8 protein-coding genes and 1 pseudogene are annotated in these 13,700 nt (G+C 71.9%); all 9 read left to right on the top strand.

Features of this window, described 5'->3' with window-relative positions; genetic code table 11:
• Positions 1–93 precede the first annotated feature (93 nt).
• The 9 genes and pseudogenes from AC07BS_RS23665 to AC07BS_RS23625 all read left to right on the top strand — a co-directional run bounded on the left by AC07BS_RS23665 (position 94) and on the right by AC07BS_RS23625 (position 13,693).
• Complete coding sequence (locus AC07BS_RS23665; protein WP_478934298.1) at positions 94–2,271, top strand: SpoIIE family protein phosphatase; 2,178 nt, start codon at positions 94–96, stop codon at positions 2,269–2,271.
• A gap of 383 nt (positions 2,272–2,654) precedes the next feature.
• On the top strand, positions 2,655–3,911 hold the full coding sequence (locus AC07BS_RS23660; protein ID WP_478934296.1) for a protein-glutamine gamma-glutamyltransferase: 1,257 nt from the start codon (positions 2,655–2,657) through the stop codon (positions 3,909–3,911).
• 235 nt (positions 3,912–4,146) lie between these two features.
• Positions 4,147–4,950, top strand: coding sequence for a GNAT family N-acetyltransferase (locus AC07BS_RS23655; RefSeq protein ID WP_478934294.1), 804 nt, complete (start codon positions 4,147–4,149; stop codon positions 4,948–4,950).
• Positions 4,951–5,113: 163 nt separating this feature from the next.
• Positions 5,114–5,576, top strand: a pseudogene (locus AC07BS_RS23650) (IS701 family transposase); the annotation flags it as partial.
• A 310-nt stretch (positions 5,577–5,886) separates the two neighbouring features.
• A complete protein-coding gene (locus AC07BS_RS23645) occupies positions 5,887–8,481 on the top strand; it encodes a SpoIIE family protein phosphatase (protein WP_478934292.1) in 2,595 nt (864 codons plus the stop codon).
• Positions 8,482–9,920: 1,439 nt separating this feature from the next.
• A complete protein-coding gene (locus tag AC07BS_RS23640; RefSeq protein WP_478934290.1) occupies positions 9,921–10,697 on the top strand; it encodes an endonuclease/exonuclease/phosphatase family protein in 777 nt (258 codons plus the stop codon).
• 34 nt (positions 10,698–10,731) lie between these two features.
• Positions 10,732–11,274 (top strand): papain-like cysteine protease family protein, encoded by a 543-nt coding sequence (locus tag AC07BS_RS23635; RefSeq protein WP_478934288.1) that lies wholly within the window; start codon positions 10,732–10,734, stop codon positions 11,272–11,274.
• Complete coding sequence (locus AC07BS_RS23630) at positions 11,271–12,647, top strand: FAD-binding oxidoreductase (protein WP_478934286.1); 1,377 nt, start codon at positions 11,271–11,273, stop codon at positions 12,645–12,647. Before AC07BS_RS23635 ends, AC07BS_RS23630 begins: the two co-directional genes overlap by 4 nt.
• On the top strand, positions 12,644–13,693 hold the full coding sequence (locus AC07BS_RS23625) for a hypothetical protein (protein WP_478934284.1): 1,050 nt from the start codon (positions 12,644–12,646) through the stop codon (positions 13,691–13,693). Before AC07BS_RS23630 ends, AC07BS_RS23625 begins: the two co-directional genes overlap by 4 nt.
• The last annotated feature ends 7 nt before the right edge of the window (positions 13,694–13,700 follow it).

Here is a 13,700-nt window from a genome sequence, read left to right as displayed (position 1 = left end):
GTGGTGAGCACGTCATGATCCGCGCGGCGGTGTGTCAGAGTGGAGGTACGCCACGACGGCACGGGTGAGGACGCGGGAGAGGGTTTCCCTGTCATGCCGGCACAGCCTGATCGCCTCGCCACCGTACGTCCCGTGTTCCCGCACGGGCGGAGCGAGGAGTACACGGACCTGTTCGGGCAGGCTCCGGTGGTCTTCGCCGCGCTGAGCGGCCCGGACCATGTACTGGAAGCCGCCAGCCCGGCGTTTTTCGACGCCTTCACGGACGGCCGCACGACGACCGGCGTGCCGGTCGGGGAGCTGGTTCCGGAACTGGCCCGGCAGGGTGTCCTCGATCGGCTCGACGAGGTGTACCGCACCGGCACCGTGTGCCGGAACCGAGGCGGGCACCTCGTGCTCGGTGGGCGAAGGGCCCGGCGGGAGGAATTCTTCGACATCACCTACGAGCCCCGACGGGACGCGGTCGGCCGGGTGAACGGGGTGACGGTGATCGCGGTGGAGACCACCGCGTACCACCACGCCCAGCTCCTGGCCGCCGAGCAGCGCGTCCTCCTGGAGCAGATCGCGCGTGACGCCCCGCTGAGCGAGATCCTGACCGGCATGGCGAGGGCGATCGAGGAGCTTTCCCCGGACATGATCGTCTCGGTGCTGCTCCTCGATCCCGACGGCCGTCACCTGCGCCACGGCACCGCCCCACGCCTGCCCGGCTTCTACAACGACGCGATCGACGGGGTCGCCATCGGCGAGGGCGTCGGCTCGTGCGGCACGGCCGCCCACCGGCAGGCGCCGGTGATCGTCAGCGACATCGCCACCGACCCCCTGTGGGAGGGCTACCGCGACCTGGCACAGCGGGCCGGGGTCGCGGCCTGCTGGTCCACTCCGATCAGCGGCTCGGACGGCCAGCTGCTGGGCACCTTCGCGATCTACCATCGCACTCCCCGAGCGCCCACCGACCAGGACCTGGCACTCAGCGCGGCCTTCACCCGCATCGCCGCCCTGGCGATCGAGCGCCACCGCGCGGTGGAGGCGGGCCACGCCGCCCAGGAGCGGGAGAAAGCGGCTCGTGAGGACCTGGCCTTCGTCCTGGAGGCCAGTACCGCCATCGCGCGTCAGCCGCACTATGTCGAGTGCCTCGAGCTCATGGCCCGGCTGACCGTGCCGGAGCTGGCGCCGCTGTGCGCCGTCCACGTGGTCGAACGCGACCAGGTCCGGCGGATCGCCCTCGCCGCCGCCACCCGCGCCGAGGAGGGCCTCCTCGCCTCGCCCGGACTGAGCGGCGAGATCGACGACGTGGTCGCCCGTGTGCTGGCCTCCGGCACCACCGGGACCGGTCGGGTCGGCTCCCGTCCGGGCGGCCTGTCCGCACATCGCCGCGTCAGCGGTTACGTGTGCGTGCCACTGGCCAGCCACGGCCGTACCTTCGGCGCACTGACCCTCCTGACCACCGATCGACCCCTGGACGACCACGGCGTCGCCCTGGCCGAGGAGCTCGCCCGCCGGGCCGCTTCCAGTGCCGACAACGCCCGCCAGTTCACCGACCGGGCCAGGCTCGCCCGCGACCTGCAGGCCGGCCTGCTGCCTCCCGAGTTGCCCGAGGTCCCCGGCGCCACTCTGGCGGCCTCCTACCACCCCGCCGGCGAAGGACTCGACGTCGGTGGCGACTTCTACGACGTCTTCCCGCTCGCCGACGACCGCTGGGCGCTCATGATCGGCGACGTGTGCGGGCGCGGCGCTCGCGCCGCCACCACCACCGGCATGGTCCGCCACAGCGCACGCGCCGCCGCCCGCCTCCTCGACGACCCGGCGGCCGTGGTCACCGCCATCAACGCCGCTCTGACGGACCGGGCGGTCGGCGAGGAATGCTTCGTCTCGCTCGTCTACGGCGAACTGCGGCACACCGCTTCCCACCTGGCGCTGAACCTGATCCGAGCCGGTCACGTACCCCCACTCGTGCGCCGGGCCGACGGCACGGTCGAAGAAGTCGCCCAACCGGGCCTGCTCCTGGGCATCGGCCCCGACCCCGATGCGTCCCCGTACGGCGTCGACCTGTACCCGGCCGACAGCCTGATCCTGGTCACCGACGGCATCACCGAGGCCCGTTCCACCAGCGGCGAACTCTTCGGGGAGGACCGCCTGGCCGAGGCCGTCGGCGCCCTCCGGACCTCGTCTCCCACCGCCGGCGTGCTCCTCGAGTCGATCTCCACCGCGGTCTCCTCCTTCGCGGCCGATGCCACCCACGACGACCAGGCGGTGCTCGTCCTCACCGCCACGTGACCAGGGCGGACGCATGGCCGGATACCACCTGGTGACGGAGTGGCCGGTTTCAAAGCCGTGATGTTGCCGGGGAGTTAACTCGGAGACATGATCACTGCTCGTATCGACCTGATCACTCATCCAGGAGCCGAGAAGTGATACGCAGAGCCGCTCTCCGCGCCCTCTCGACCGTCGCCGTCCGCTACGGCGACCCCGACCGCCCGAGCCGGGCCCGCGTCGCGCTTCGGTGACGACGCCGATATAGCGCCGGCTACGCCCGGCCCGGCCGACCGGCCCACGCCGCCGCGAACCCCCTCCATCCCATCGCGATCTCGCATGCTCTCGTTCCACGAGACGCACCACAGATGCACCACAGACGCACCACAAGGGAGTGGTTGATTTCCATGCACAAACGTCGGAGATTCCTCACCTTGGCCACCGCGGGCGCGGTCATATGCACCGCCGGATTCATCCCGTCGGTCAGCCGGGCCGCCGGCAGCGGCGACGGGGAGAACAGGGCATCCTACGCCGCAGCGCACGGACTGACGGCGGACGACGTCGAGAACCTCAACGCACTCAACGAAAGCGCCCTGGCTCCGGGACAACCCGGCAATCCCTCGGGAGAATTACCTCCGTCCGCCGGCCCGTCCCTCCGGCCCCCCGCCTCCACCGACGACAGGGAAACCCCTCCGGCCGAGCCGCTCGACAGGATGCCCGACGCGTACCGGGCCTACGGAGGCAGGGCCACCACGGTCATCAACAACTACATACGCAAGTGGCAGCAGGTCTACAGCCACCGCGACGGCAAGAAGCAGCAGATGACCGAGGAGCAGCGGGAAAAGCTGTCCTACGGCTGCGTCGGCGTCACCTGGCTGAACTCGGGTCCCTACCCGATGAACAAATTGGCGTTCGCGTCCTTCGACGAGAACAAGTACAGGAACGACCTCAAGAACGCGAGCCCTCGACCCGGTGAAACGCGGGCGGAGTTCGAGGGCCGCATCGCCAAGGACAGCTTCGACGAGGGGAAGGGCTTCCAGCGGGCGCGTGATGTGGCGTCCATCATGAACAAGGCTCTGGAAAGCTCCCACGACGAGAGGACGTACATCGACAACCTCAGGACGGGGCTCGCGAACACCAATGACGCTCTGCTCCACGAGGACAGCCGCTCGAACTTCTACTCGGCGCTGAAGAACACACCGTCCTTCAAGGAGAGGGACGGGGGCAACCACGACCCCTCCAGGATGAAGGCGGTGATCTACTCGAAGCACTTCTGGAGCGGGCAGGACCAGCGGGGTTCCTCCGACAGGAGGAAGTACGGCGATCCGGAAGCCTTCCGCCCCGACCGGGGTACCGGCCTGGTCGACATGTCGAAGGACAGAAGCATCCCGCGCGGTCCCGCCAAGCCGGGCGAGAGCTGGGTCAATTTCGACTACGGCTGGTTCGGGGCCCAGACGGAAGCGGACGCCGACAGGACGGTGTGGACCCACGGCGACCACTATCACGCGCCCAACGGTGGCCTGGGCCCCATGCACGTATACGAGAGCAAGTTCCGGAACTGGTCCGCCGGGTACGCCGACTTCGACCGTGGCACCTACATGATCACGTTCATACCCAAGAGCTGGAACACCGCACCCGACAAGGCGCAGCAGGGCTGGCCGTGACGGAACCGGGGAGGGCCGGCCGGGTGGCCCGGCCCTCCCCGGCCGAGGCACGAGGCCGCGGAAGGCGAACGGCTTGAAGGCGAACGGCTCGGCAAACCCGGTTGAGATCTGACCGGCCATCAGCGACATTACGTCGTTGGGCCGGAGGCGCGGCGAGGACCCGGGTCGACTTCCACTCGGGCCCCGCCCGCCCCTTCGCCCGGATCACCGCACAGCAACTGAACAGGAGCCACCCGTGGCCAATACTCGGCAGACCACCCCCGACGCTCGTGTCGAGGATCGAGGCAGGCAGGACCGTCCGGATCGCCCCGCGGCCTTCGACGACGCGGCGATACGGCAGGCCCGCAACTCCGCCGCGTTCTGGGCCGCGACCGGGAACTCCCGCGGCCACGAGGTGATCCGCCGGCGCGGCTTCCTCGCCGTGCTCGGCGGCGAGCGCGCCGGGACGCGCATCCTGCTCCAGGAGGCCGACCTCGGCACGCACGAGCTCGCCGAGCTGACCGAGCTGGCCGGCCGGTCGACCGGACCGGTGGATGCCGAGGACCCGTTCAGTTCCACCGATCTGAGCCACCTGGGCATGCGCAACTGGCAGATGCCCATCATGGTGCGCCCGCCCGGCCCTGTCGCCGCCCCTGCGATGGAGGTCGTCCGAGTCGAGCAGACGGACGAGCTGCGGACCGCCGAGCAGATCGTGATCGACGGCTTCGAGCTGACCAGATTCGCCCCCTACCGTCCCGGCGAGATGTTCCCCACGGCACTGACCGAGCAGCCGGGCGTGGACGTCTTTCTCGCCGTCCTCGACGGCGAGGTGGCGGGAGCCGGTGTCACCGTCGTCCACGACGGTTCCGCCAGCCACTACTGGGTCGCCACGTCGTCGGCGCACCGTTCCCGCGGCGTCGGGCGCGCCGTCATGCTCGGCTCGCTCGCGCCCCTGGCGAACCTCACGGTGACCCTCACCGCCTCACGGCTCGGCCGGCCGCTGTACGAGTCGCTGGGCTACACCGCCGTCACCGAGTCGACCTGGTGGTCCTCGCAGTGACCACCACGGGGGCGTGACCCCCCGCCCCCGGCAGGTCCGTACATCACTCGCCGGTACGGACCGCGGCCCCCGCCCCGGCGGGCGGGGCGCCACCCGGGAGCCGGGCGGACAACGCCGCGCAGTCCGGGGCCCGGACCTGATACCACCGCCGTCCGGCCGTGCGACAGCGAGCGCGCCTGCCGCGTCGCCGCGGCCGGGCTCGGGCAACAGCGGCCCGGCGGACGAAGGGTCTGACCGGGCTGAACTGCAAGAAGGGTTCGCCGGCCTGCCGTTCGTCATGGCCCTCGAACTCCGCCACGGCACCTGGACCCACGGAGCGGACGCCCACACACCCGTCGACGGCGCCCGCCTCCTGGCCTTGGCGGACCCGGACCATCCCGGCGACTGGTCACCGATCATGCGCACCTTCCGCGACGGGCACACCGCCACCTGGCGGGCCGCCGATGCCCGGCTCGGCCGGTGGGGCCCGGACGGAAGCCTCCGCCTGGTCGTGGCCACCGCCGACCCGGCCAGCCTTGCTGAGATCGTGCGGATCTACGGTCTGCGGCACCTGGATCGAGCAGAGCTACAAACAGGTCAAGGGCCGCGACCCTCCGGTCAGGTCGGACCAAGCCAGGTCAGGTCACGTGGAAAAATGACGTTTCCACAGGTCCGCGACTCGACCAGGGACGTCAGGTCGGCAATGGACCATGGCGGCGGCCAGATGGAGTTGCAGCGTCGGCAGCTACGACCCTGCGCCGGGGCCACCCCTCGTGCAGCCGTGCGATGCCACGGCGTGGTGTGCGCCGTCGCCGCCGCACGGGGCGATAGGGATGGCACATGGCCCGCTTCCCGGGCCGCTCCTCACGTGAGCGGCGACAGCGGCCGCCGGGCTCACAGGAGCCGTCGGCGCGGCGCACGGGACCAGTGGCGAGCGTTCACAGCGTCGCCGGTCAGATGTTCGTGCTGCAGGTACTGATCGTCGTCGTGCTCGTCACGGCCGCTATTGTGACGCTGGTACTCAAAGCACGCACCGACAGGTTCCAGGCGGCACGCGCCCGCTCGCTGGCGGCCGCCGAGTCCTTCGCTCACGCGCCCAGCCTGCCGGCCGCGATGCGCGGTCCCGATCCGAGTGCGGTGCTCCAGCCGCTGACCGAGAGCGCCCGCCGGGCGGCCGGCGTCGACTTCATCGTCGTGATGAACAGGGACGGCATCCGCTACACGAGCCCCAGGCCCGACTGGATCGGCAAGAAGTTCGTCGGCGCCATCGGACCGTCGCTCGACGGCCACGTCACCATCGAGCAGGTCCACGGCCCCATGGCGGCCGAAGTGCAGGCCGTCGTCCCGGTGTGGGACGGCGGCAGGGTCGTGGGCATGGTGTCGGCCGGCCTCAACCCCGGCAAGGTGAGCAGCGCGATCAACCACCAGCTCCCGTTCGTCCTCGGTGCCGGTGTCGCCGCACTCTGCCTGGCGACGGCAGGGACGGCCCTGGTGAGCAGGCGGCTGCGGCGGCAGACCCACGGCCTGGACCCCGCCGAGATGACGAGGATGTACGAGCACCACGACGCCGTACTGCACGCGGTGCGCGAAGGCGTGGTCATCGTCGACGGCGACGGCACGGCCCTGCTCGTCAACGACGAGGCGCGTCGTCTCCTCGAACTCCCCACGGACGCGGAAGGCCACCCCGTCTCAGGTCTCGGCCTCGTCCCCCGGATGGCAGACCTGCTCGCCTCAGGCCGTGCGGTCACCGACGAGGTACTACCGGTCAGCGGCCGGCTGCTGGTGGTGAACAACCGGCCCACCTACCCCGATGAGGAGTCCGGCGGCAGCGTGACCACGCTGCGCGACTCCACCGAGCTCCGCGAACTCACCGGAAGGGCCGAGGTGGCCCAGAGCAGGCTGCGGCTGCTGTACGAGGCGAGCGTGGCCATCGGCACGACCCTGGACATCACGCGCACGGCCGAGGAGCTCACCGAGGTGGCCGTGCGCCGGTTCGCCGACTACGCCTCCGTCGATCTCGCCGATCCCGTCCTGCGCGGCGACGAGCCGACCCCCGGCTCGTACCCGCAAGCACCGGAGCTGCACCGGGTGGCGGTCACCGGCGCCTACGGCGGCCCCCCGCTCCACCAGGTGGGCGAACTCTACGCGTACCACCCGAGCACTCCCATGGCCCGGGTTCTCCTCAGCGGACGCCCCGTGCTGGTGCCCGACGTGTCGGCCGCCGCCGAATGGCGCGCGAGTGATCCCGAACGCACGCGAAAGATCCTGGAGCTCGGCCTCCGCTCACTCATCACCGTGCCGCTCACGGCACGCGGGGTCCTGATGGGCGTCGCCAACTTCTGGCGCACGGCTGACAACCCTCGCCTCGACCAGGACGACCTGGTCCTGGCCGAGGAACTGGCGGCGCGGGCAGCCGTCTGCGTCGACAACGCCCGCCGATTCACCCGCGAGCACGCCATGTCGGTCACCTTGCAACGCAGTCTGCTCCCTCGTGGGCTGCCCGAGCAGAACGCCCTCGACGTCGCCTACCGCTATCTGCCCGCCCGGAGCGGGGTGGGCGGCGACTGGTTCGACGTCATCCCGCTTCCCGGGGCCCGCGTCGCCCTCGTCGTCGGCGACGTCGTCGGACACGGACTGCACGCCGCCGCCACCATGGGCCGGCTGCGCACCGCCGTACAGAACTTCTCCACCCTCGACCTGCCCCCGGACGAACTCCTCGGCCGTCTCGACGAGCTCGTCTGCCTCATCGACCACGACACGGCCCCGGCGGGGGACGAACCCGCCGTCGCAGGCGCTACCTGCCTGTACGCGATCTACGACCCCACCGACGGAACCTGCGCCCTGGCCCGCGCCGGCCACCCTCTCCCCGCTCTCGTCCGCCCCGACGGCACCGTCGATTTCCCCGAGCTCCCCGCGGGACCACCGCTCGGCCTGGGCGGCCTGCCCTTCGAAGCGGTGGAACTGCACCTGCCCGAGGGCAGCAGCCTCGCTCTCTACACCGACGGTCTCGTCGGCGGACGCGAGCGCGACACCGGTAGCGGCCTGGCGATTCTCGGGACGGTCCTGGGAGTGCCCGGCCGCACGCCCGAGGAGACCTGCGAGGCCGTGCTCGAGGCCCTCCCTCCCGGCCGGCGCAGTGACGACATCGCCCTCCTCGTCGCCCGGACCCGCCGCATGGACGCCGACCGGATCGCGGCATGGGACGTCCCTTGCGAGCCCTCCGCCGTGGCCGGGGCCCGCGCCGACATCACGCGGCAACTGACCGAGTGGGGGCTGGAGGAGACGGTCTTCGCCATGGAGCTGATCCTCAGCGAACTGATCACCAACGCCATCCGCCACGCTGCCGGCCCCATCGGCGTCCGCCTCCTCCACGAGCGCACCCTGATCTGCGAGGTCTCCGACACCAGCAGCACCTCGCCCCATCTGCGCTATGCCGCCGACGAGGACGAGGGCGGGCGCGGCCTCTTCCTCGTCTCCCAGCTCAGCGACCGCTGGGGCACCCGGTATCACGCCCGGGGCAAAATCATCTGGGCGGAGCAAGCGCTGCCGTAGCGAGGAGCAGTCCCGGGTGCGGACCGCGGCTCGATCCGCCCTCCCATGGTCTGCTCGCCGCAAGGGCACCGAGGTCGAGCGGCCGGACACGGTGACGGCGTCGAAGGCGCCCTGAAGCGGACCGTCGAAAGCCTGAATCGGGCCGCCGACCTGCTGGAGCTGTGCCGGAGAGGTTCCGCATCGTCACGTGCACATCGCGTGGCTGGGTGACCGTGCGGAGGGTTTCGTTTCCGCCCCGCTCGCCGAGCGTGTGACGATGGCCGCCGTCCCCGGCAACCACGGGGAAGCCGTCCGCGTGAACGGCAGGGGCGTGACCCGATACGACGACTCTCACGACACCGAGTCGCTGATCGTGGTGACATCCTCAGCCTGGCTCCGGAGAAGTTCGAGTACGCCGAGTGCTACGTCCCCGCCGACGAGCCGACCCGTCGTCGTGCCCTGTTCCGGGACTGTTGTGGCGCACGTCCGCGGACATCAGTGGCAGCCTGGCCCGCCGTAGTGCATGACCGCGATCGCCCGGGTGAGCGGGGCGATCGCGGCTTCAGCCGTCTCGGGGTTGATGTCGAAGGTGACGGGCCGACGTCGACGCGGACCGGGCGGGCGCCGGTCTGGAGGATGGTGTTGGGGGCAGCCAAGAGCGAGAACTCCCAGGCTTCCCGCGACCAGTCCCACCGCACGGGTGTCCCCCTGGGAGGCGGCCCTCGACGGCCCGCATGATGGCTCGGACCACGCGGGGCCCGGCGGGGCGTGATCGCTCCGCCGGGCCCTGGCCCGTTCCGTCCGCTCGCTAGTAGGGCCAAACCGACCGCGTTGATCATTGATGACACGGGCTTCCTCAAGGACGGCGATGGCTCGGCGTGCGTGACACGCCCTCGCGCATGCCTCCAAGCTACGTCTCCACCAGCGGCCTCAGCCGCGGCAGCTCGGCGGGCCGCCACCCGCCGGACTCCGCGCAGACAAAGGCTGCGGCGGCGGTCGCCTGCGCCGCTGGCTGCGACGCAGGCAGGTCGTGCCGCGCACCGCCCGCCGCGGGAGGGCAGACTCAAAGCCGTCTGGGTCCCACTGTTGGATGATCGAACGCGCCCTGTCGTGGACGGGCGGCTGCCGCTGCCTGCACCGCCGCTACGAACGACCCAGCCACTGGTTGACGCCGAGTGCGTCGAGGGGCCGACTGAAGCGGCGGTGCAGCGATCTGGCCTGGTGTCCAGCCGCGGTCAACTGCCGCACACGGCCCGCCGAGGAATCCGCTGCCTCCAGTGACCACGACCTTCGCGGGGCGCCCCGGTGGTGTCGGGAAAGCACCAGATCGCCGGGATGAGTTCGGCACACGCCTGTCCTCCGGGACCTAGCGGCACCCCTCGGCCGTTCGTCATCCTTTCAGCCGATGGCGACGGCGATGCGGCGCATGCCCCGCGGTCGTGCAGGTCATCATGGCGCCCATGGAGAACGACTCTTCCTCCGAGGCAGGACCCGGCAAACGTGCGTTCGCGGCCGCGGCCGCGGCGCTACTGGGGACGGCGATCGCGACCGTGCTGCTGCACGGTCCCCCCGCGCATGCCGCCGCGGACAGCGGAAGACCGGCGACCTGGAACGTCCAGGGATCGGCGAGCCGGTGGGCGGCGGTCGGGAAATTGTCCGCCGCCCGTCATGTCGTCGCGCTCCAAGAGGTCTCCGCGACTCCGCCGGCCGGCGTGGAGCGCGAACAGAAGCTGGGGCCGAACCTCTCGGGCTGGAAATGGAAGGTGGGCACCAGCACCCGCCACTACACCCGCTACCTGTACGTCCTCCGGCACTCCTCCAAGAACCTCGGGATCGTCACCGACTGGGCCCCGGCCGCCACCGGCGTGGTGGAGGTGCCGGGCCCCTACCGGCCACTGCTGTGCGTCAAGGACGTCGCCAACAGCACTCTTTTCTGCTCCGTCCACGCAAGCGCCAACGGCGGCGGGGACGCCGCGAAGCTGGTGAACACCGCGGCCGCCTATGCCACGCAGAACAAGCTGAAGTCCTGGGCCGTCCTGGGCGACTTCAACCGCGGCCCCGCCAAGCTGCAGCAGGACCCGCAGTTCCCCGCAGGCGCGAAGGTCTACGCGCCCAACCAGGCGACGCAGCGCAGCGGCGGGATCCTGGACTACCTGGTATCCGACGTCTCGTCCACCAAGTGGAAGGCCAAGGTGCTGGTCAGCAAGGACAGCGACCACTGGCCCGTGCAGTGGTGAGCGACCGGACGGGGCGCGGACGGCGGGGGTAGGGGTGCTGCTGCGCGTCGAACCGCCCGCGGCCGCCGAGCCGACGGCGGCCGATGTGCGCATCGTCGGCCGGGTGCTGGGCGCGGTGGTGGAGCGGCAGCGGGGCGGGCGATGGTGCTGGGCCGCGGTCGCCGCCGGCGTGGCCGCGTACTACGGCGCGGAGTGCACGCAGGAGGACGTGGTCCGTGCGCTCGGCCACGGCGGCGGTCAGAGCGTCGATCCGTCCGACGGAACCGGCGGCGCCAGGCTCGACGAGGCGCTGATCGTGGTGGACTGCTTCTCCCACTGGAGCCCGGGGCGGCCCACGTGGGACCGGCTGGTAAGCGAGCTGGTGGCGGGCCGGCCGGTGGGAGTCCAGATCCGCTGGAGCGGCGGCGGTTCGCACTTCGTCCTGCTCTGCGGGGCCTGGGAAGGACTCGTCCACGTGGCCGATCCCGCTACGGGGGTGGCCGCCCTGCACTTTCCGGACTTCCCCCGGGCGTATCGCGACGGCGGCGTCTGGGACGGCACCTTCTGGACCCACCCGCCCGAGCCGTGCGCCCGATGACCGGGGCGTGGGAACGGGCCCTGGCGGGCTGGCTCGCCGCCGTCGGACCGGATCACGTGCACACGTCCGGGCCCGTCTGGCAGCGCTTCAACGCCGGCACCTATCCGGGCGGCTGGGACAGCCGCGCGGTGGTCCGGCCGGCGAACATGCGGGAGGCCGCCCGGTGCGTGCGGGTCACCGACCGCTGCGGGGTGCCCTGGCAGACCGTCTCCACGGGCCGCAACTGGGGCTACGGCGGGGCCCGGCCGCGGCTGCCGGGCACGGTGGTGTTCGCCCTGGACCGCATGACGGAAGTCCAGGTGGTGAACGATCGCGTCGGCCACGTACGCGTGCGCCCCGGCAGCACGTTCGGAGCGCTGGCCGAGCACCTGGGGCGGGCGGGCGGCCGGTGGTGGCCGCCGACCACCGGCGCGGGCCCGGATGTCTCCGTGCTCGGCAACATCCTGCAGGACGGCATCGGCAGCGGACCGTACCGCCGCATGGCCCGCCATGTGGTCGAGGCCCGCGGCTTGGGCGGCGACGGGCGTCCCGCCCGGGTGGCCTGGGCGGGCGCCTCGACCGCCCGGCAGCTGCGGGAGGCGGGCCTGACGATGGTGACGGACCTGACGCTGCGCCTGCACCCGGCTCCTGCCGTCCGTCAGCACCTGTGCTTCGTCCTCGCGGACGGAGCCGTGCTCGACGACGTCCTCAGGGCCGGCGCCCGGCTGCTCAGCGGCAGGCTGACGGCCGACCTGGACGTGCTGTCGGACCACCGCATCGCGGCTCAGCTTGGAGTGGGCGCCGCCGCCTCCGGTGACGCGCCGGTCGCCCGGGATCGGCTCGCGGCGCTCCTGCCCGCCCCGTTCTCGGGGCGCTGGAGCGCGATGGCGGGCATCTGGGGCAGCGACCGGGCCGAGTTGGCGGCGGTGCGTGCCGAAGTGGAGCGGGCCTGGGTGCCGTTCGCGGCCGCGGCGGTGAACGGGCCGGTCGAGGAGGGGTGCGAGGTCCCCGATCTCGCGGGGCTGCGCACCGCCTACTGGTGCCTGCCGAACGGGATGCCCACGCGGCCTGATCCCGCGATGGACGGGTGCGGGGTGCTCTGGTTCGCCCCGGCGCTGCCACCGGGCGCTCCCGCCGGGCAGGCGATCGAGGTGTGGGAGGACGTCCTGCGCGCCCACCGGCTGGCCCCCTGCTGGGCGCTGCGCCTGGACGACTGCCAGGTGATCGCGGTGCTGGCACTGCTGTGGGACCGCTCCGTGCCCGGTGCGGACGCCCGCGCGGTGGCGTGCTTCCACGCGTTGGAAGAGGCCGCACGGGATTTCGGCGTACGACCGTACCGGCGTCCGACGGGACTGTCCGCGGACGCGCCGTCCGAACAGGAGAAGTGCCGATGAACATGGTGCGCGTACCGGCGTCCGCCGCCGGCCTGACCGAGAGTCCGCTGCTGGACCGGGCCGACCGCCGGCTCGTGAGCGCCTGCCTGGGCCCGGCGCTGGAGATGGCGCCGGTGGTGGACCTGAGCGATCGGCTCGGCGCGGCGCTGATGGCGGCGACGGCCCGGCTGCCCGCGGAGCTGGCCGCCGCGGGCGGGGAACTGCTCCGGGTCTACGCCGGCACCGCCCGCCCCGAGGACTTCGTAGGGCTGTTCCCGGTGCCGGCCTGGTCCTTCCTGCACTGGGCGCGTGCCGGAGCGGTCGACGGCGGGCCGGGGGTGGAAGACGGAGAGGCTCGCGCCTGGCAGGCGCTGGAACAGGCCCATGCCCTGAGCCTGTTGGTCCACCTCCTCGATGACCATCTCCTGGACGGCCAGCTGTCGGTTGACATGCTCGGGCTCCAGCTGCGGACCGTCGCATGGCAGTCGATGGACCGCTTCGCCCGGCGGGCGGCCGGGGCCTGGGAAGTTCCCGAGTCCGTTGTGGCCGGCCATCTCGATCGCTACGTCCAGGCACTGGCGTCCTCCGGTCCGGTGTACCGCCTGGACCACTACCTTGAGGTCTTCACCGCCCAGGCGGCGATCTGGCTGCTGGCGCCCCGCCTGCTGGAGGAGGCCAGGAGGGCCGCCCCGGGAACCTCCGACTGCGTACGGGACTTCGTGGTGGCCTGGCGGCTGATCGACGACGTGGAGGACGCCGCGGAGGACGCGGCGTCCGGTACGCGCAGTGCGCTGTGGTGGGCCCTCGACGAACGGGGGCGGAAGGCCTGGGCCGCGTACGGGCGGGAGGTCCGGGCCGGGGGCCGGACCGAAGAGCGTGCCTGGCGATCGCTGGTGCGGGCCGTCGAGGACTGCGGCGCCGCCGCCCGGCTGGTGGACGACGCCGACGCCTTCCTCCAGCGGGCCTCCGCCGCGGCGAACGCCGCCGGACACCACGGCTGGACGACCGAGGTGCAGTGCGTACGGATGGGGCTCGGGCGCGAACCGGTGTTCCCTCTCCCGGGCTGAGCCGGGC

The organism is Streptomyces sp. NPDC044063 (genome assembly GCF_056434285.1).
Note: the sequence above shows the minus strand (reverse complement) of the source record. Positions and strands in the feature narration are given on the sequence as shown.